Origin of the sequence: Terrisphaera buseokensis, from assembly GCF_047521145.2 — a bacterium.
Taxonomy (GTDB): domain Bacteria; phylum Verrucomicrobiota; class Verrucomicrobiia; order Opitutales; family Opitutaceae; genus ER46.
In genome coordinates this window covers 2,883,665-2,903,577 of sequence record NZ_CM134186.1, presented here as the reverse complement: position 1 = coordinate 2,903,577, position 19,913 = coordinate 2,883,665, and the positions used below count along the sequence as shown (strand labels likewise).

The 19,913-nt window shown below is 65.5% G+C and carries 10 protein-coding genes; 4 read left to right on the top strand and 6 right to left on the bottom strand.

Features of this window, described 5'->3' with window-relative positions:
• Positions 1-149: 149 nt before the first annotated feature.
• Entirely contained in the window at positions 150-4,037 is a 3,888-nt protein-coding gene (gene smc, locus ACLJEU_RS10810) for a chromosome segregation protein SMC (RefSeq protein WP_457795380.1), read from the bottom strand.
• A 148-nt stretch (positions 4,038-4,185) separates the two neighbouring features.
• Here smc and ACLJEU_RS10805 point away from each other — a divergent pair, with 148 nt between their 5' ends.
• Positions 4,186-5,373 (top strand): serine hydrolase domain-containing protein, encoded by a 1,188-nt coding sequence (locus ACLJEU_RS10805; protein WP_414665080.1) that lies wholly within the window; start codon positions 4,186-4,188, stop codon positions 5,371-5,373.
• 169 nt (positions 5,374-5,542) lie between these two features.
• Here the strand turns inward: ACLJEU_RS10805 and ACLJEU_RS10800 are convergent, their stop codons facing one another.
• The gene (locus ACLJEU_RS10800; RefSeq protein WP_414665081.1) at positions 5,543-6,979 is read right to left on the bottom strand and encodes an FAD-binding oxidoreductase; all 1,437 of its coding nucleotides are present in this window, start codon (positions 6,977-6,979) and stop codon (positions 5,543-5,545) included.
• 248 nt (positions 6,980-7,227) lie between these two features.
• On the opposite strand from ACLJEU_RS10800, the gene ACLJEU_RS10795 reads away from it, so the two are divergent.
• Together ACLJEU_RS10795 and ACLJEU_RS10790 are read left to right on the top strand one after the other, a co-directional pair.
• The gene (locus tag ACLJEU_RS10795; RefSeq protein WP_414665082.1) at positions 7,228-8,208 is read left to right on the top strand and encodes a phosphoglycerate dehydrogenase; all 981 of its coding nucleotides are present in this window, start codon (positions 7,228-7,230) and stop codon (positions 8,206-8,208) included.
• A gap of 124 nt (positions 8,209-8,332) precedes the next feature.
• Positions 8,333-9,427 carry an Ldh family oxidoreductase gene (locus tag ACLJEU_RS10790; RefSeq protein ID WP_414665083.1) on the top strand — a complete coding sequence of 365 codons (1,095 nt, stop codon included), beginning with the start codon at positions 8,333-8,335 and terminating at the stop codon, positions 9,425-9,427.
• Between the two features lie 214 nt (positions 9,428-9,641).
• On the opposite strand, the gene ACLJEU_RS10785 is transcribed toward ACLJEU_RS10790, so the two are convergent.
• The 4 genes from ACLJEU_RS10785 to ACLJEU_RS10770 are packed head-to-tail and all read right to left on the bottom strand — an operon-like array spanning position 9,642 to position 18,763.
• Positions 9,642-11,108 carry a DUF1501 domain-containing protein gene (locus ACLJEU_RS10785; RefSeq protein ID WP_414665084.1) on the bottom strand — a complete coding sequence of 489 codons (1,467 nt, stop codon included), beginning with the start codon at positions 11,106-11,108 and terminating at the stop codon, positions 9,642-9,644.
• 3 nt (positions 11,109-11,111) lie between these two features.
• Positions 11,112-14,246 carry a DUF1553 domain-containing protein gene (locus ACLJEU_RS10780; RefSeq protein WP_414665085.1) on the bottom strand — a complete coding sequence of 1,045 codons (3,135 nt, stop codon included), beginning with the start codon at positions 14,244-14,246 and terminating at the stop codon, positions 11,112-11,114.
• Positions 14,243-15,709, bottom strand: coding sequence for a sulfatase-like hydrolase/transferase (locus ACLJEU_RS10775; protein ID WP_414665086.1), 1,467 nt, complete (start codon positions 15,707-15,709; stop codon positions 14,243-14,245). The genes ACLJEU_RS10780 and ACLJEU_RS10775 overlap by 4 nt, the downstream gene beginning before the upstream one ends.
• A 27-nt stretch (positions 15,710-15,736) precedes the next feature.
• The gene (locus ACLJEU_RS10770; protein ID WP_414665087.1) at positions 15,737-18,763 is read right to left on the bottom strand and encodes a TonB-dependent receptor; all 3,027 of its coding nucleotides are present in this window, start codon (positions 18,761-18,763) and stop codon (positions 15,737-15,739) included.
• A gap of 262 nt (positions 18,764-19,025) precedes the next feature.
• On the opposite strand from ACLJEU_RS10770, the gene ACLJEU_RS10765 reads away from it, so the two are divergent.
• On the top strand, positions 19,026-19,913 hold the full coding sequence (locus tag ACLJEU_RS10765; protein ID WP_414665088.1) for an amidohydrolase family protein: 888 nt from the start codon (positions 19,026-19,028) through the stop codon (positions 19,911-19,913).

Genomic DNA, 19,913 nt, shown 5'->3' with positions numbered 1-19,913 from the left:
CCGGCAGGCATCAGATCGAAGCAGGCGGGAGGCTTTCGCTCCCACTGCGGGCGGGGTGCCATCACCCGCAGTTGCAACGACCGACACTACGATCAACGCGGGGTGAGGGCACCCCGCCTACACTCACGAGAGAGCCCGACGGATCCGGCTCAGACCGGCACCGGCGCCGGTGCGGCAGCGGCGGCAGCGTTGACCTTCGCGGTATTGGCGGCCGTCGCGGCGGCGCGCGCTCCGACGACCGACTCCGCGATGTTGCGGCCCTGAGCCTCGGGTTCGCCGTGCTCCTGGTTGAAGCGCATCGAGACGGTCTTCGACACGCCGCGTTCCTCCATCGTCACGCCGTAAATCGCCTGCGCGGCCGAGACCGTGCGCTTGTTGTGCGTGATGATGATGAACTGCGACTCGCCAACGAACTTCTTCAACAAGTCTGTGAACCGGCCGATGTTCGATTCGTCGAGCGGCGCATCCAGCTCATCGAGCAAGCAGAACGGCGACGGCTTCACCATGTAGAGTGCGAACAGCAGCGCGACGGCCGTCAGTGTCTTCTGTCCGCCCGACAGCAGCGTGATGCCCTTGAGCTTCGTGCCCGGCGGCTGTGCCACGATTTCAATGCCGCTCTCGAGAATGTCCTCGGCCTGGATCAACTCCAAGTGCGCGCGACCGCCGCCGAACAGCGTGTGGAAGGTGTATTCGAAGTTCTTCCGGATCTGCTCGAACGTGACCTGGAATTGCTGGAGCGACGTCTGGTTGATCTCGTCGATCGCTTTCACGAGTTCGGCTTTCGCCGTCGTGAGATCGTTGACCTGGCCCGCGAGGAAATCGTGACGCTGTTTGAGCTCCGCGTATTCCTCGATGGCGACGAGATTCACCGCGCCCATGCTGTTCAGGCGCTGGCGCAACGCATCGATCTCGGCCTTGGTGGCCGGCCAGTCATTGGCCTCGAGCGCCTTGAGGTCGTCCTCGGTCGGCTCGCCCTTCGGGCCCTTGGCCTTGCGGCGACGCTTCGGTGCGGCCTCGCCCTCGGCGTCCTTCGCCGCTTCGGCGGGCGCATCATCTTCATCCTCGTCGAGATCGAGCGGCTTGATGCCCGCCGGCTCGTCGTCGGAGTGCCACAACTGGTGTTTCCAATCGACACCCGCGACGTCGGTCTGGAATTCCCGCGTGACTTCCTCGGCGAGGAACTGCGCGCGCTGCCGGTTTTCGGCCAGCTTGATTTCGTGCGAACTCAACTGATCGTGCGCCGACTCCGATTCGTCGCGCACCGCGTGCTGCGCCGACTCGAGGCCATTGATCTCGCGCTCGATGTCGGTGAGTTCGAAACGCACCTTCTCGACCTGCTCCTGCGCGACGACAAAGGTCTCCGCGAGCTGCGCCCCGCGCGAACGCTGCTCCGTCGTGGTCCGCTCGAGTTCGCCGACCTGCTCGGTCCACGATTCGATTTCGGTCTGCCGCTGCACGAGCAATTCGCTGAGCTGCTGGCGGCGGCGTTCCATCTCGCCGAGACCGCGGTCGATCACCTCGACCTTTTGGCGGCGTTCCGCGAGCTCGAGCCGCGCCTGCGCGAGGGTGTCGCGCTTCACGTCGCGGTCGGTGCGCACCTCGACAATGCGCGTCTCCAGTTGCCGGATGCGCTCGCGTCCCGCCGCGGCCGTCGCGTCGGCCTCGGTCAGCCCAAGCTGCGCTTTTTCCCAGCGGGCGTGCGCCTCGTTGCGGGCGTGCTCGAGCGAGGCCAGCTCGTTCTCCATCCGGTTGAGCCGGTTGCCGATTTCCTCGACGTTGCGCTGCGCATTGCGCTGCTCGGCCTGGACCGACGCCAGCGTCTGCGTCGCCGCCAGCACGTCGGCGCGGCGTTGTTCAAGCAACTGCTCAGCCTCCGCCAGCCGCTGGTTCAGCGTCTCAATCGCGGCGCGCTGGTCGTCATGAATCTTCTGGTCGTCCGCGAGCGCCTTGGCCGTCTCGCGCAGATCGATCTCGCGCTGCACGATGCTGTGCGCCGCGCGCTTGCTGCTGTGATGACCGCCGTAAATGAGTCCGCGCCGATCGACGAGGTCGCCCTTCCGCGTCGCCACCGCCAGGAACGGGAAGCCCGGGTTTTCCTTCCAGAAGGAAAGAAACGCGCCGAGATCGTCCGCGATGTACGACTCGCGCAACACGCCGAACGCCGGATGCGCCGGATCCGTGTCGCTCACCGCCTGCGCCGCCGGCACGAGTCCGGGCGGCAGCTCAAAGTAACCTTCGGTGCGCAGTCCCATTTCGGATACGCGCAGGATGGCCGAGCCGATCTGCTCGGCGTCGAGCTGCGCGATGATCCGCTGGGCGGTGGAGAGCTCGCTCACGCTGATCGCCTCGGCCGCGGAACCGAGGATCGCCTCGACCGCCTTGCCGTATTCAGCCGTCACTGCGAGTCCCTGCGTGATCGGCGCCACCTTCGCGCCCTGCAGCGCGGCATCGAGCCGGCCCTGCAGCACGGCTTTCGCACCCTCGCCGAAGCCTTCCCACTTTTCCTGCAATTGCTGCAGCAGCCGCAGCCGCGCCGTCCGCTGCGCGATCGTGCGATCGATTTCCTGCATCTTGCGCTGCGCCTCACGGAATTCCTTCGTGAGGTCGGTGATGGTCTGCTGCGCCGTGACGGTCTCGCTGTGGGCGCGCGATTTTTCCGTGACGGCCTCCTCGGCCCGGGCGTCGGTTTCGGCCGCCAATTGCGCGGCCGACGACTGGGCCTGGCGAACGCCCTCGAGATCCTGCGCGAGCGAGTCGTGCTTGTGCACGCTCGTCTTCTGGTCGACCTCGTAGCCGGAGCAGTCGGTGCGCAGCCGCGCGACCGTGCTCTCGATTTGCAGGAGCTGGAATTTCGACTGGTTGAGCTCCTGCTCGAGCTTGCTCAACTCGCCCTCGACGATCGCGAGTTCGCGATTCCGCTGCTGGAACACGGCGTCGCTGCCGCCGAGCAATTCGAGCTGCGTCTGCTTGTCGGTCGCGCCGGTGTCGACCTGCGCGGCGACTTCGCGCAGCTGCATTTCCACCTCGGTGAGATTGTCGCGCGACGACGCCAGCCGGTCCTCGAGTCCGCTGCGCTTGATCTGCGCGAGGTTCGCGGCGTTTTCCGCGGCTTCCTTCTGCGAGCGCAGATCGAACACGGCCTGCTGCGCATCCTGCACGCGCTGGTTGAGCCGGCTGCGATGCGCCCGCTTCTCGGCAAGCGCGGTCTCCTGCGTTTCAAAGTTCTGCCGGCGTTCGTCCGCCGCGGCCCGCAAGGTCGCGACCTTGGCCTCGAGTTCCACGAGCGTCGCAGTCAGCTGCGTATGATGGTAGCCGCTCCACGCCAGCGCGAGATGCCGCAGGCGGTGATTGAGCCGCTTGTAACGCATCGCCTTCGAAGCTTGCCGGCGGAGGCTGCCGATCTGGCGGCCGACTTCCCCGATCACGTCCGCAACGCGCGCGAGATTCTGATCGGTGAGCGAGAGTTTCTGCAGGGCTTCGCGCCGCTGGGACTTGTACTTCGTGATGCCGGCCGCCTCCTCGAACACCGCGCGTCGTTCCTCGGGCTTCGACGACAGGATCTGATCGATCTGGCCCTGCGCCATGATCGAGTAGCTGGTCCGGCCAATGCCGGTGTCCATGAAAAGCTTCTGGATGTCCTTCAACCGGCACGGCTGGCCGTTGAACGAGTACTCGCTCTGGCCGTCGCGATGCACGCGACGCATGATTTCGATTTCATGGAATTCGCTGCCGAGCTGCTTTTCGCAGTCCGTCAGGAGCAGCGACACTTCGCACATTTGGGCGGGCTTGCGGGTGTCCGCGCCCTCGAAGATGACGTCCTGCATCTTGCCGCCGCGCAGCGCCTTGGCACTCTGTTCGCCCAGCACCCAGCGGATGGAGTCGGCGATGTTCGACTTGCCGCAACCGTTCGGGCCGACGACGGCCGTGACGCCGGGTTCGAACCGAAGGGTGGTCGGGTCCGCGAAGCTTTTAAAGCCGTGAAGCTTGAGCGCCTTGAGATACATGCAGGATGGAAACGGCCGATTCAAGGCGCGCATCTCCGCCCCGCAATGGAAAAACCCGCGAGGTTGTTCACACGCCATTCACGGCGGGTTCTCTACGGGAGACGCGTCTATCTAGAGCAGGCGATCCCGCGCTCACCGACCTTCCGCTTGCGGCTCCCCGCGAAACCGCTACTGAAACAGCATGAGCCCCGCCCTGCCCCTGCGCCTCGTTGCCTCGTCCTGCCTGCTCGCCGCGACGCTGACCGCCGCCCCACAACTGCCCGGCATCGGTGCCGCGATGCAGGCGAAGATCGATCAAAAGGAAATCGCCGGCGCCGTGACCGTCGTGCTCTCGAAGGATAAGATCCTGCACCTCGAAAGCACCGGTTACGCGGATCTCGCCACCCAGCGGCCGATCACGCCCGACTCCCTCTGCTGGATCGCGTCGATGACCAAGCCCATCACGGGCGTCGCCGTGCTCATGTTGCAGGACGAGGGCAAGCTGAACGTCGCCGACCCGGTCGCGAACTACATCCCTGAGTTTGCCAGCCTGAAGACCCCGTCCGGCAAACCGGCCAATCTCACCATCACGCAGATCCTCAATCATACGTCCGGCCTTGGTGAAGCGTCTGGCCCGGCCGCGCAGGCCGCAAAGACCCTCGCCGACCTCGTCCCCGTCTGGCTCGCGGCGAAGATGCAGTACGAACCCGGCGAGAAATGGAAGTACACGCAGTCCGGCATCAATCTCGCGGGCCGGATCGTCGAAGTGGTCAGCGGCATGACTTTCGATGCGTTTCTCCAAAAACGCCTGTTCGATCCGCTCGGGATGAAGAACACGACGTTCTATCCCAACGAGGCCCAGCTGAAGCAACTCGCGGTGGGCTATGCAAAGAACAAGGACACCGGCGCGCTCACGCCGGCACCCGCGCGCGCCGACTACGGTAGCCGCAATCGTCCGCCCCAGGGGAACGGCGGGCTGTTCTCCACCGCCAACGATTACGCCCGATTCTGCCAGATGCTGCTCAATCGCGGTGCGCTCGACGGTAAACGCTACCTGAGTCCGGCGGCGTTTCAGGTGCTGACGTCGGTTTCGACCGGCAACCTGCCCACGGGCTTCTTCCAAAACGACACCTACGGCCAGCGCGGGATGAATTACGGCTGGGGCATCGGCACCTGCATCCTGCGCACGCCGCACGAAGGCCTCGCCGCGATGCTGTCGCCGGGCACCTTCGGCCACGGCGGCGCATGGGGCACGCAGGCGTGGATCGATCCGGTCAAAGGCGTCGCGTACCTGCTCATGGTGCAGCGTTCGAACTTCCCCAACAGCGACGCCAGCGACGTGCGCCGGGTGTTTCAGGAAACGGCCGCCGCGGCCCTCGCGAAACACTGATGGCCTTCCGTAGCTACGAGCGCCAGCGAGTGGCGGCGAGTGGCGGCTCGACAAGAAACCAGAACGCGCCGGCCGTGCGGGCGAACTTGCCCGCCACCCTAGGCGCCGCACCAGACGCCACTCGCTGGCGCTCGTAGCTACACTCCAGCGGGCGACGCCGCCGCCCGGCCTACTTGTGATCCCACGGCAACTTCACGTCGAGGCGCGCGTGTTTCCACACCTCGAAGATCTCGAACATTTTTCCGGGATTCAGGATGCCGCGAGGATCGAGCGCGTCCTTGACCGCCTTCATTGCACGCACCTGCGCGGGTGAGTGCTGGATGCGCAGGAACGGCGTCTTCGCGAGGCCGATGCCGTGCTCGCCCGAAATGGATCCGCCGAGCGCCACGACGGTTTTCATCAGGGTCTTCACCGTGCGTTCCGCCGTGCGGCACTCCGCCGGCACCGCCTTGTGATACATGATGTTCACGTGGAGATTGCCGTCGGCCAGATGGCCGAAGGTCGGGATGTGCAGCCCGGACTCGCGTTTCAGCCGCGCGAGGAATTTCGCGAACGCGACGTAGTTTCTCATCGGCACCACGATGTCCTCGTTGAGCTTGGCATCGCCCAGCTCGAACATCGCGCCGGAACATTTGCGGCGCACCGCCCACAATTCCTCCGCTTCCTCGCGGGTTCGTGCCGCCCGGTGGGCCGTCGCGTAGTCCGCCGCCCAAGCGAGCACGAGTGCCTTCTGCTCGCGCACCTCGGCCTTCGAGCCGGCAAGTTCCAGCAACAACACCGGACGCCCCGACTGGCCGGCAAACACCACCTTGCCCGTCGCGCGCTCCGCGCACAGCACGCTCTCGCGATCGAGAAACTCGCAGATGGCCGGCTGCACGCGCGCCCGAAAAAGCGCCAGCGCCGCCTGCAACGCCGCGGTCTCATCGCGAAACGACGTGAGCAGCGTCCAGCGCTCGGCCGGTCGCGGAATGAGTTTCAGCACCGCGCCCGTCACGATCCCGAGCATGCCCTCGCTGCCGATCCAGAGATCGCGCAGGTTGAAGCCGGCGGAAAACTTCTTCGTCGCCGTGCCCCACTCCACGAATTCTCCGGTCGGCAGAAAGCCGCGCAGCGACACCACGAAGTCCCGCGTGACGCCGTACTTTCCGCCGTGCATGCCGCCGGCGTTGCACGCGATGTTGCCGCCGATGGTGCAGTATTCCTTCGACGAGGGATCGGGCGGGTAGAACCAGCCTTTCGCGTCGGCCGCGCGCTGGATATCGCCGACCTTCGCGCCCGCCCCGACCTGCGCCATGCCGGCCTCGTCATCGATCGCGATCGCGTTCAACGCCAGCATATCGACGACCCAGCCGCCGCGCACCGGCGTCGCCGCGCCCGTCAGCGTCGTCCCGCGGCCGCGCGTCGTCACGGGCACGCCGTGACGATTCGCGAGTTCCAGCACTGCGCCCACGTCCGCCTCGCGCCGCACCCGTACCACCGCCTCGGGCCGGAACGGGAGCTTCGCGCTGTCATAGGACGCTTCGTCCAGCGACGCGGCATCCGTCGCGACGACCCGCGGGCCGAGGCGACGCTTCAACGCAGCAGTGGCGGTGGCAAACGACTTCATGCTGCTCCACGGGATGGCGCACCGGCCGGCCTCGCGCAAGCATCGCGCCGACTTCCCCGCCCAAAGAACGCATTCAGAAGCCAGGAAGCCACGACTCTGAATCCTGGCTTCCTGGCTTCCGAACTAACCCAAGCCTCGCCCGGGTCCCGCCCAGTCACATTCCTGCTTGCTCGAACGGTCCGAGTCATCCGCAAAATTTCGCCTTCCGTCGCAAGGACGCGTGTGCGAAAACACCCTTCCCTGTAGCCATGACGAAAATCCTCCTCACGACCACCTCCTTCCAAGACACGCCGGGCGAGCACCACAAGCTCCTGGCCGATACCGGCTGGGAAGTCATCCGCGCCCGCGGCCCGCTCAACGAGGCGGACACGCTCGCCCTCGTCGGTGACATCGATGGCTACATCTGCGGCGATGACATGATCACCCGCAAGGTGCTCGAGAAGGCGAAGCCGAAGTTGAAGGTCCTTTCCAAGTACGGCATCGGCGTCGACAAGATCGACGTCAAGACCTGCACCGAGTTCGGCCTCCCGCTCCTCTTCACGCCGGGCGTGAATCACACGACGGTCGCCGAGCACACGTTTCTCCTCCTGCTCGCGCTCGAGAAGAATTTTCTCTTTCACACCGACTCGACGCGCTCCGGCGGCTGGAAACGCAAGACCGGTCACGAGCTGCTCGAGAAGACGATCGGCATCATCGGCCTCGGCCGCATCGGCAAGGAAGTCGCCATCCGCGCCCGCGCCTTCGGCATGAAGGCCATCGCGTATGATGTGTACTGGGACGAGAAGTTCGCCACCGCGAACAATGTCCAGCGCGCCGCGACCCTCGACGAAATCTACGCCGCCTCCGACTACATCTCACTGCACACGAATCTCACGCCGGAGACGCGCGACATGATCAGCGCGAAGTCCTTCCCGAAGATGAAAAAGGGCGTGTTGATTCTGAACTGCGCCCGCGGCGAGATCGTCCACACGGCCGACATGGTCGAGGCGCTCAAGTCCGGCCAGGTCGGCGGCTATGGCACCGACGTGCTCGATGAGGAGCCGCCGAAGGCCGATCACCCGCTGCTCAAGCTGCCGAACGCGATCGTCACGCCGCACATCGGCTCGCGCACCGCGGAGAGCGTCCAGCGCCAGGCTGTCGCCGCCGTCACCAATCTCATCCTCGCGATGAAGGGCGAGAAGCCCCTCGCCCAGGTCAATCCCGAGGTGCCGGTGAAGCGCGTGGTGTGAGCCGCAGTGCGGCTCAGTTGAGAGTTGAGAGCTGAGAGTTGAGTGACCTATCCAACGGATCGCTCAACGTTCTCAATCTCTGCTCTCAACCCTCAGCTCTCAACCCTCAACTCTTTCCTCACCCATGTCCGAAATTTTCTACGTCGTCCCGGAAGCCCAGCACAACGCCCTCGTCGAAATCGCGTATAAGAAACGCGGTTACTCCACCCAGGAGGCCGCCGCCGGCGCGCGCTTCTGCGCCGAGGCCACGCGCCACGGCATCCGCACCCACAACGCGCTGAAGGCGCTGCATCTCGATCATCTGCTCGGCTCCGGCGCCGAAGGCTGCAAGCCGAAGGTGAAGATCGAGAAGATCAAGTCCCGCTTCCGCGGTGCCGCGATCTGGAATGCCAACCGCAAGCTCGGCCAGGCCACCGGCTACGCCGCCATCGAGGAGGCCATCAAGCTCGCCGACAAATACGGCGTCGGCATGGTCTCCGTCGACAACGCCTTCCATTACCTCTGGGGCGGCGGCTACGTGATGGACGCCGCCAAGCGCGGCTACATCGCCTACACAAACTGCACGGCGGCCCTCGCGGAAGTCGTGCCGTTCGGCGGCAAGTTTCCCACCCTCGGCACGAATCCGCACTCGTGGGGCTTCCCGACCACCGCCGCGATCGGCTATCCGATCGTGATCGACTGGGCGACGTCCGTCGTCGCGATGGGCCGAGTGCAGCAGCTCGCGCGCGAAGGCAAGACCCTGCCGCCCGGCGCGGCGGTCGACGTCAACGGCACGCCCACGACCGATCCGCAGCAGGCGAAGTACCTCCTGCCGTTCGGCGCCCACAAGGGCTACGGCCTCTCCCTGATGAACGAGATCATCAGCGGCTTCATCGGTGGCTCGCTGCCGACGATCCGCAATCGCTGGGATCAGCAGCCCGACGAAAAGCACACCTGCACGTTCTTCTTCCAGGTCTGGCACCCCGACGCCATGAACGCCGGCGCGTTCGCCAAGGGCCGCAACCAGGCCGAGAACGTGAAGGCCGTCATCGCCGACATCCTCGGCCACGGTAACGAAAAGTGCATGCTGCCCGGCCAGCTCGAGGCCGAGGCTGCCGCCCGCTGCGCGAAGAACGGCGGTCTGCTCTTCTCGGAAGCCGAGATCAACGCCTTCAACGAAATCGCCACTGAAGTCCGCAAGCCCAAGTGGGTCCTGGCCGACTTCAAGGTCGCTGAGTAAGCGCGGATCAACGCGAGCATTCCATTAAGGCCGGGCGCCCGTCGCCCGGCCTTTTTTGCGGCCCACCAGCCCCCTTTGTGCTCAAGAGGCCAGCCCCCTTGGACCGCGACCGCCCCCGGTCGCCCTGCACACGTGCGAGCGAGAACGCGACGACGCCCGAATTCGAAGCGCCACTCCCCTCACTCCTGCCCGCCGACCCCACCTCCGCGAGAGCCTACGCCCGCACGATCCCCTTCACCACCTCGCCGTGCACATCCGTCAGTCGGAAATCGCGGCCCTGCGCTCGAAACGTAAGTCGTGTGTGATCGAGACCGAGCAGGTGGAGCAGCGTCGCGTTGAGGTCGTGCACGTGCACGGGATCGCGCGCGACGTTGTAGCTGAACTCGTCCGTCTCACCGTAAATCGTTCCCGGCTTCACGCCGCCGCCCGCGAGCCACATGGTGAAGCAGCGCCCGTGGTGATCGCGCCCGTAGTTGGTCGCCTCGAGTTTTCCCTGGCTGTAGGTGGTGCGGCCGAATTCGCCGCCCCAGATCACGAGCGTATCGTCGAGCAGCCCGCGCTGCTTCAAATCGCGAATCAACGCCGCGCCCGGCTGATCGATGTCCTCCGACTGCAGGCGCAGATCGCTGGGGAGGTTGTAATGCTGGTCCCAGCCGCGGTGATACAGTTGGATGAAACGCACATCGCGCTCCGCCAGCCGCCGGGCCAGCAGGCAGTTCGCCGCAAACGTCCCGGGTACCCGCGACTGCGGCCCGTACGCGTCGAACGTCGCCGCGCTCTCGTCGCGCATGTCGGTGAGCCCGGGCACCGACGTTTGCATCCGAAACGCCATTTCGTACTGCGCAATGCGCGTCTCGATTTCCGGATCGATCTGCCGCGAAAGTTCGCGGCGGTTGAGCGCGCCGATCGTATCCAGCTGATCGCGACGCGCCGCCGCATCAATCCCGGCCGGGTTCGACAGGTACAACACCGGATCGCCGCTGCTGCGAAAACTCACGCCCTGGTGATTCGAGGGCAGGAACGCCGAGCCCCACAGCCGCGCATACAACGGATCGGCCGGTCGCGCCGCACTGCCCCGCGACGTCAGCACGACGAACGAGGGCAGATTCTTGTTCTCGCTGCCGAGACCGTAACTCGTCCACGCACCGAAACTGGGGCGGCCCGGCTGCTGGTGTCCGGTTTGCAGATACGTCACCGCCGGATCGTGATTGATCGCCTCCGTGTGCAGCGAACGGATGAAGCACAGATCGTCGACCACGCCCGCCGTGTGCGGGAGCAGTTCGCTGACCCACGCACGGCTCTGCCCGTGCTGCGCAAAGCGGAAGGCCGACGCCGTGATCGGCAGCGTTTTCTGCCCGCTGGTCATGCCCGTCAGCCGCTGCGTGCCGCGCACCGAGTCCGGCAGCTCCTGGCCATGCAACGCACGCAGCCCGGGCTTGTGGTCGAACAGATCGAGCTGCGACGGCCCGCCGTGCATGAAGAGATAAATCACGCGCTTGGCCTTCGGCGCAAAATGCGGCCGGCCCGGCATGGCGCCCGCCGCCCCGGCTCCGAGCAGCGACGGCCCCATCAACCCGGCAAGCGCTGCTGCGCCGATACCCGTGGCCGATCGGCTGAAGAACTGCCGCCGCGTAAGCGCGAGATCGGCCGGACCCGGATGCGAGAGAGGATCGCGTTTCATGGCTCAGCGTCGGGTCACGACTTCATCGAGGTTGAGCACGGCTTGTCCGACCACGGTCCACGTGGCGAGTTCAACGGCATCGAGATTGCGCCCGACGGTGGATTGCCCGACCTGCACGAGCCGCTGCGCCGCGGCCCGGTCGGCGGTGAAACGCGTGCGCTGACGATCCCGCAACCCGCGCAACGCCGCCAGCTCGGTGGCGTCCGGAATGCGCGCTGTCGCCCGTCGAAACAACTCGCGGAAGCGATCGTCGTCGCTGCGATCCGCGGGCGCGAGCACCTGCGCGGCCAGCGCGCGCGCCGCCTCCACGTAGGTCTCGTCGTTCAAGAGCAGCAACGCCTGCAGCGGTGTGTTGGTGCGCGGCCGCCGCACGACGCAGGTCTCGCGCGTGGGGCCGTCGAGCACGAGCACGCCCGGCGGCGGACTGGTGCGTTTCCAATGCGAATACACCGTGCGACGCCAGAGTCCGTCGCCGCGATCCACCTGGTAACTCAATTCGCCGTTGTACGACACGGCCTCCCACAGCCCCGGTGGTTGATACGGCTTCACCGGTGGTCCGCCCATCTTGGACACAAGCAGGCCCGACGCTGCGAGCGCGTGATCGCGAATCATCTCCGCCGGCAGCCGGAAGCGCGGGCCGCGCGCGAGCAACCGGTTTGCCGGATCGCGATCCAGCAGCGCCGGCGTCGGCACTGACGATTGCCGGTAGGTGGCGCTCGTCGCGATCAGCCGGAGCAGTTGCTTCATGTCCCACCCGCTCTGCACGAAGCGCACGGCGAGCCAGTCGAGCAACTCCCGGTGCGAGGGCAGTTCGCCCTGCAGGCCGAAATCATTCAGCGTCGCAACGATGCCCTCGCCGAAGCACTGCAGCCACAGGCGGTTCACCGCGACGCGGGCCGTCAGCGGATGCTCCGGCGATGTCAACCACTGCGCCAGGCCGAGGCGGTTCCGCGGCGCGCCGGCCGGCAATGGCCCGAGCAGCGACAACACGTCCGGAGCGACGATCTCGCCCGGGGCGTCGTACTGGCCCCGTTTCAACACGGCCGTCGCACGCGGACTCGCCACCTCCTGCATCACGAGCGTCTTCGGCAGCGTGGCGCGAAACGCCTCCTCCGCCTCGCGCGCCGCGTGCGCGACCCGATGCGCCTCGCGCACGGCAGCGTCGGCATGACGCTCGACCAGATAATCGAGCAGCAGTTTCTGTTGGCGGGCATCGCGTTTCCCCGACGCAACGGCGAACACCGACGGCAATCGCTCGCTCCAGTACCAAACGCGCGCCTCATCGCCGCTGACCGCACGATCCAGAATCCGCAATTCGTCGAGCTGCCCGTAGAAACCAAGCCCGCTGTCGCGCCGACCGATGCGAAACGGCTCGCCGTTCGTGATCGAGCCCTGCAGCGAATCGCGACCGACATTCAATCGTGTCTCCACGCCGTCGGCGAAGACGCGCACACCCGCCGCGCGTCGCGATCCATCGTAGCTCACCACCACGTGATTCCAGTCCGCGCGCTTGATCGGTTCCGAGGATACGACCTCGATCGCACTCGCGATCCAGCGGTCGACGAGGTTAATCTGCAACTGCCCCTTCGCCCAGATCAGTTCGAAGCCGCGGCGGTCACCGGTCGGCTCGATCTTCGACGCCACGCACACGAGCGATTCAGTTGCCTTCACCCAAACGCCGATCGCCCACGGCTTGTCCGCTGCCAGCGGCGTCGCCGCCGGCAACTCGAGATGCTGCATGCCATCGAAACGCGCGGCCTGGCCCAGCAAGCCGGGTTCGTAATACACCCCGCCCTTCTCGGATGGACGCGCCGCAGTGTGATCGGCGGACGGCGAACCTTCCGGCTCAAAATCGACCCGGGCCACCACTCCCGTTTGCGGCGGCTTGAGTTCGTGCGCCGCGGCTTCAACGAGGCTCGCCATCCGGTTTTTCAAGGGCTCCGCCGCCTGGTTGAATACGCTTTCCGTGGTCCGCCGGTTTTCGCGCAGGCGATCCCAGATCGCCTTCTGCTCCGGCGTGGTCACGTCCATCACTGGCGGCGGATCGTCCGGGCTCACGAGGCCCTTCTCCACTCCGGAATTGAAAAACGCGAAGAGCTGGAAGTACTCGCGCTGCGAGATGGGATCGTACTTGTGATCGTGACACCGCGCACACGCCACGGTCAGGCCAAGCCACACGGTCGAGGTGGTTTCGAGCCGGTCCGCGACGTACTCGACGCGGTACTCCTCGTCGATGATTCCGGTCTCGCCCGTGACCATGTGATTGCGGTTGAACCCGGTGGCGATCCGCTGCTCCGCAGTCGGATTCGGCAGGAGATCTCCCGCCAGTTGTTCGATCGTGAACTGATCGTAAGGGAGATTCCGGTTGAAAGCCTGAATGACCCAGTCGCGCCAGGGCCAGACCTGCCGCGTGTTGTCACGGAAAAATCCGTTCGAGTCCGCGTAGCGGGCCGCATCGAGCCAGTCGCTCGCCATGCGTTCACCGTAGGCCGGTGACGCCAGCAAGGCATCGACCGCGCGCTCGTACGCATCCGACCGGGTGTCGGCGAGAAAAGCATCCAGGGCCGCCAAGGTCGGCGGCAAGCCGGTCAGATCAAACGAAACGCGGCGCAACAGCGTGGACCGGTCGGCTTCCTGCGCCGGTGAAAGTCCTTCCCGCTCCAGCCGCGCGAGGACGAAGCGATCGATCGCATTGCGCGCCCAGTCCGCGCGTGCGACCGCCGGCAGCGCCGCGGCCTTGGGTGCAACAAATGCCCAGTGCGGCTGATACTCCGCACCCTCCGCAATCCAGCGGCGCAGCACCGCCCTTTCCCTGGCCGAGAGCGACAGATTTGAATCCGGCGGCGGCATCATCTCCTCGGGATCAGACGACTCGATGCGTTGCACCACTTCGCTCTGATCGGGCCGGCCGGGGACCACGGGCGTCAATCCACTGCGGTGCGCTGCGATCGCTTCGGCTCGCACGTCCAGTCGCAGCTTGGCCTTGCGCGAACCCGCATCGGGTCCGTGGCAGCGGAAGCACGTATTGGAAAGGATGGGACGGACGTCGCGGTTGTAGTCAATCGGCGGCTCCGCGCCTATCGCAGGCGCGGCGGCTGCGAGCACCCCGATCCACGGCAGGAGGAAGCGGCGGTTCATGGGCGGGGTGACTTGGGCGCCGACGCCAGGATCGGATCTCCGTGTTGCTGCTGCCACGCGACCAGCCGCGCCTTCAGCTGCGCGACCCGTGGCTGCTGTGACGGCTCCGCGATCCGATCCCGCAACTCTTCCGGATCAGTGCCGACCTCAAAAAGCTGATACCGGCCGATCGCCGGATACCAGATGAGCTTCCAGCCATCGGGCGTCCGCACCATCCGCTGGGTATCCGTGAAGTAGCCGAAGATGGCGTCGTGCACTTCGTCGCGCTGCCCGCGGAGGATCGGCGCGAGACTGCGTCCCTCGACCGACGCCGGTGTATCGAGTCCGGTCAGCGCGCAAATCGTCGGATAGAGATCACGCAGGGCGCACTGGCCGGCAAAGCGCTGTCCGGCGGGCACGCCGGGGCCCGCGAGAATCAGCGGGACGTTGATGGTGTGTTCGTACTGGTTTTGTTTGCCCATCAGGCCGTGGCTGCCGAGCGCGAGCCCGTGGTCGCTGCTCACGATCACAATCGTGCGTTCGAGTGCGCCGGTGGCCGCCAGCGCGGCGAGGATCCGGCCGACCTGCCGGTCGAGATTTTCCACCAGGCTGAAATAGATCGCCCGCTCCCGCTTCACGTCGTCCGCCGTGCGCGGCGCCGGCACGACGCGTTCGTCGCGGCCGTCGCGATTTCCCGTGTCGAATTCCGGCGCGGGCCGGAAGTTCGCGGGCACGCGCTGGTCGCGCGCGTCGCGCTCGTTCGCATGGCCTTCCGGCCAGTGCAGCGGATCGTGCGGCGCGGTGAAGTTGACCTGGAGAAAAAAGGGCTGTGGTCCCTGGCGTTGAATCGCGGCGACCGCGTGATCGGCAATGATGCGATCGGTCGCCGGCGTGAGCCCGACGCCGAATTCCGGCTGCGGTTCGTTGTGCTCGTTCTTGAAGGTCCACCCGGTGTAACCGGTGACCGCCCGGCCCGTGGGCGTCACGGGATGCGTCGCCTTCACTCCCGCGGGCGCGCCACCGCTGCTGAAGAGTCCCGCCGTGGCGGCGAAGCCCGCGGCGCGCGGCGTTCCCGCCACGTGCCACTTTCCTGAATACACCGTGTTCCAGCCGGCGCGCCGCAGGTGCTCGGCCCAGAGCGTCCAGGCGGGATCAAACTTGCCCGCGCCGCCCGCGGCGGGACGGCCAAAGCGTTCGAGCAGCGTCCGGCCGGTGAACATCTCGGACCGGCTGACGTGGCAAATCGGATACCCGCACGTGGCCCGCGTGAACACCGCGCCGCGCCGCGCGAGCGCGTCGATCGCGGGCGTGGCCACGCCGGGCTGGCCGGAGAACGCGAGCGCGTCGGGCCTCAGATCATCCGCGAGGATGAAGACGACGTTGGGCCGGGTCGCGGCGTCCGCGGCCCCGGCAGCAGCCACGGCGACTGTGCCGAGCACCAGCGCGGCCACCGTGATTGAATGCAGGCGGGCCCGGATGCGCATCACTCACCGACGCGGCACGTCGCGCCGTTACAACCGGCCGTTGATGCCGAAAAAGACCTGCGGCCGCATCAGATGGGTCGTTTGCGGGCGACCGTAGCCGAATTCCGTCTGGCGATCCGGCTCCATGAGCAGGTTCACGACATCCAGGTAAACGCTGTACGAACGGTTGATGTTGTAGAGCGTCTTGATGTCGACGACCGGACGGGCGTGCGCGTAAGTCGAGCGGGACTCGTTCGCGTTGAACCCGGTCAGATAACTGCCGCGGTAGTTGTAGCTGACGCGCAGGCTCCACGGATTGCGAATGTAAGAAATACCCACGTTCGCCACGAACGGATTGAACCCGGCCACGCGCGGGTTCGGTGCCAGCGCGATGGCGGTGCCGGTGCCGTAATTGCCCTCGGATTGCATCCGCGTGACGTTCGCGTAAGCGCCGAGGCCTTTCCAGATGCCGGGCAGGAAGGTGAACTGCTGGCTGTAGCCGAGCTCAAGTCCCTTCACCTTGGCGAAGCCGCCATTGGCCTGGGTCGAGAACGTGTAGCCGGCGTAGTCGCCGCCGAAGCCGTTGTCCGTCCCCGAACCGATGACGGTGGCCGGCGCGTTGTAGATGAACTTCTTGATCTCCTTCAGGAAGACGCCGGCGGTGAACATACCGGCCGGTTCGAAGTAGTACTCAGCGGTCAAATCGAAGTTGCGCGCCGTCTGCGGCTCGAGGCTCGGGTTGCTCGACGACACCGTCTGATTGTCGAGATTCACGCTCGTGCGCGGAATCAGCTGGCCGATGCTCGGACGCCCGATGCTCTCCGAGTAGCTGAGTCGCGTCAGGATGTTCGACGAGATGTTGTACTTCATGTGAATCCCGGGAAACACATTCTGGTAGTCGCCCTTGCGCTTCACGCGCCGGCCGAACTCCTCCTGCACCCGGCGCGCAATCTCTGCGTCGGTCAGCGCGCCGACAAACGCCGCGCGGCGAGCGCGCTCCTCGGGCGTGACGAGCTGCAAGGATCCTTCGCCGTCGGTCTTCGTCTGCTCGAAGCGGAAACCGCTCAGAATTGAGAACCGACCGAGCTGCACGTTGCCCATCACATAGGCGGCGCGAATCTGCTCCACGAACTGCTGGTTGTTCTGCAACGCAGCCTGCAGGTCGTTCTGCGTCTGGCGCTGGAAGTGCGTCGGATTTGCGGCGATGAAACGATCGATGTCGTTCGGCCGGCCCACGGCTTGAAACGCCGGGAACGGCACCGTGCCATAACGCTTCAAGTCCGTATCCGGAAAAGGCCGGTTCATCTGACCGAACTGCGCGAGATTGTCGTCGTTGCGCCCGCCATTGGCCGGATTCGGCCCCATCACGCCGTCAGGTCCGACGTACACCGTGCGATATGGCGTGTTGTCCAGGTCGCGCGACTGCTCGCGGAAACGGACGCCGGCCTTGAGGTAGGACGGAACCGGCGTTTGAAACGACTTCTTCAGGTTGGCCGCGAGCCCCGTGTAACCGTCCCAGCCCACCATCCGCGCGCTCGAGTACAGATTGTCCGTGTAGCTATCGAGCTTCGTCCAGTCCGCACCCGCGGTCTGCACGACCTCAGGGAAAAGTTTGTCGTTGCGAGTGATCGTGAATCCGACGTTCCGCGCGGTGTAGGTGAGATCATTGTTGCCCGCGTAGTAGGCCTTGGATTTCGAAGAATAGACGTCGTAGTCGATATTCAAGGACGGGTAGCGATGCACGCCGCCCGCATTGATCGTCATCGTTTTTCCGTCCTTGTACGCGCTCTGCGAGATGATCGCGACCGTGCTGGTCGGCACCGCGCGAATCCGCGTCTCGCGATCGGTGAAGCCCGGCAAGATGCCGCCGGCGTTGGTGAAATTGCCCGCTGCATCGGTCGTCGCGATCGTCTGCGCGGTCTGCCACGTCACCTGGCTGTTGTCCGTGTGCTCAATGTGTTTGTTGAACTGCAGATTCACGAAGAAGCGCACCTGGTCGCTCAGCTTGTAATCGAGTTTCACGCCGGCACCGGACCGCGTGCGGATGTTGTTAAAGTCCTGCACGGTCAGCAGGTATTGGTAGGCCGGGCTTTCGACGCCCACCGGCAGCTGCTGAAAGCCCTGCGTGCTGACATCGATGATCGAACCGTGCGGGCGGTAGGCCAGGTTCACGTTCACGCCGAGACGGCCACCGAACACCTCCGAATAGGACAGCGATGCGTTGCCGCGGGCCTTGTCGCGATCATCCGACACGCGCCAGATGCCGCCGATGGAACCGCGGATGCGGCGCTCCGGGGAGCTGTCAAACGCGCTCTTCGACACCAGATTCACCGCGCCGCCGATCGAGTCGCCGTCCATGTCGGGCGTGGGCGACTTCGTCACCTCGATGCGCTCGATCGAATCGGAACCGACGGTCTGAAACTGGAACTCGCGCGTCGCACCGCCCGAAGCCGCATCCGCGATGCGGTTACCGTCCTGCGTGATCGTGCTGAGATTCTGACTGAGGCCGCGGATGCGCAGGTACCGATTGTCACCACCGACCGACTCGCCCTCGATGCCGGGCAGGCGCACCGCGAGATCGGCGGGGTTGCCCGCGAGACCGCCAAAGGCGTCGGCCGACACCACGTTCTTCACGCCATCCGAGAGCCGCTGCAGCGTGATCGCCTTGGCGTTGCCCTCGCGTTCGCTCGCCACGACGAACTTGTCGAGCTTGTAGATATCGGAGGTGAGACCCACGTCGCTACGCACCACGGCCGAGCCGCTGACGGCGACCGCGACCTCCTTGGTGTTCAGGCCGGTGTAGGATACGGACAGCGTCGCACTGCCGGCCGGGACGTTTTCAAAGCGATACCCGCCCAGGCTGTCGGTCACGACCTCCTGGCCGGTGCCTTTCAACACCACGCGCGCGCCCTGCAGCGTCGCACCCGTCGCCGCATTCGTCACCGTGCCGGTCAGCGTGGCATCGGCGCGGGCCGCGGGCAGCAGCGCGGCGAGGAACAGCAACACGACGCCCAGCAGCCAGGGCGATCGAACCGTGCGCGGGAATGAAACGAGTCCGGACGAGGGGATGTTCATGGTCACTTAAACGGTGGGTTCGCCAGCGCAGATTCGCGTAAAGCGAGGCGACGCCGGCAGTGGCGGGGTTGACGTAACTGCTCGGTTATGGGGGGCCAAAGGCAAGAGATTTTTTTGCACTCTCGTGCGGGAAAAACGCCGATTCTCACCGGTGAACAACTCCAGTTGACGGGCGGCGGGATTCGTTGAAGAACATATCCGTTCAGTTACCTCCGAGCAGAAACGATGCCGCGCCCTCGCATGAGCGCCGAACCTGGAAAAAATGACTCCCCGCGAATTCCGGATCAACCCCGCCGACTATGGACTGCCCACCCGCGATGAGTTCGTCGCGTACCGGATCTGGGACTCTCACTTCCACGGCTTCAACGCCGCCGCCGATCCCATCGCCCAGTTTCGCGCTAACAACTTCTACGTTGAGCGCATGGGGATCGAACGCTCGATCTCCCTGGAGGCCGGCGGCACGATCCGCGATCCACTCAAGCCGGCGCCACACGACGCCGCATTGCGGGAGATTCTGGAAAAGGAAGGCGATCGCGTGTCGGGCGTCACGCCCATCGATCCCGGCTTTCCCGATGAAAGCTGCGCCAAGATGGAAGCATGGATCCGCCGCGGTCCGTGCATCGGCATCAAGTACGGTGGCGGCAACGCGCGCGCCATCACCTGCAGTCACCCGAACAACGATCCCATCATCCGGCTCGCCGCCGAACTGAATGCGACGATTTACATCCACACCTGGCTGAAGATCGGCGGGACGCCGCGACTGCCGGGCCGGGACAACTTCCCCGGCGAATCCACGCCAATGGATGTGGCCGAGCTCGCCAAACGCTTTCCCAACGTGCCGATGATCTGCGGGCATTCCGGCGGTGACTGGGAGCTAGGCGTCCGCGTGATCCGACCCTACAAGAACGTCTCGCTCGAGTTCGCCGGTTCCGATCCGCACTCCGGTTCGGTCGACTTCGCCGTCAAGGAACTCGGCGTGGACCGCATCGTGTGGGGCGGCCATGGCCCCAGCCGCAGCTACGCCACGGAATATGGCAAGATCCTCGACGCCGATCTCTCGCGCGCGGATCGCATGAAAATCTTCGGCGCGAATTTCCGTAAAATCGCCGCACCGATCTTCCGCCAAAAGGGATTCAAGATCGAACTGTGA

What these genes read in the sequence shown, in the direction of transcription:
- smc (WP_457795380.1), bottom strand. Translation starts at nt 4,037, where the DNA reads ATGCGCGCCTTGAATCGGCCGTTTCCATCCTGCATGTATCTCAAGGCG.
- ACLJEU_RS10805 (WP_414665080.1), top strand. Translation starts at nt 4,186, where the DNA reads ATGAGCCCCGCCCTGCCCCTGCGCCTCGTTGCCTCGTCCTGCCTGCTC.
- ACLJEU_RS10800 (WP_414665081.1), bottom strand. Translation starts at nt 6,979, where the DNA reads ATGAAGTCGTTTGCCACCGCCACTGCTGCGTTGAAGCGTCGCCTCGGC.
- ACLJEU_RS10795 (WP_414665082.1), top strand. Translation starts at nt 7,228, where the DNA reads ATGACGAAAATCCTCCTCACGACCACCTCCTTCCAAGACACGCCGGGC.
- ACLJEU_RS10790 (WP_414665083.1), top strand. Translation starts at nt 8,333, where the DNA reads ATGTCCGAAATTTTCTACGTCGTCCCGGAAGCCCAGCACAACGCCCTC.
- ACLJEU_RS10785 (WP_414665084.1), bottom strand. Translation starts at nt 11,108, where the DNA reads ATGAAACGCGATCCTCTCTCGCATCCGGGTCCGGCCGATCTCGCGCTT.
- ACLJEU_RS10780 (WP_414665085.1), bottom strand. Translation starts at nt 14,246, where the DNA reads ATGAACCGCCGCTTCCTCCTGCCGTGGATCGGGGTGCTCGCAGCCGCC.
- ACLJEU_RS10775 (WP_414665086.1), bottom strand. Translation starts at nt 15,709, where the DNA reads ATGCGCATCCGGGCCCGCCTGCATTCAATCACGGTGGCCGCGCTGGTG.
- ACLJEU_RS10770 (WP_414665087.1), bottom strand. Translation starts at nt 18,763, where the DNA reads ATGAACATCCCCTCGTCCGGACTCGTTTCATTCCCGCGCACGGTTCGA.
- ACLJEU_RS10765 (WP_414665088.1), top strand. Translation starts at nt 19,026, where the DNA reads ATGACTCCCCGCGAATTCCGGATCAACCCCGCCGACTATGGACTGCCC.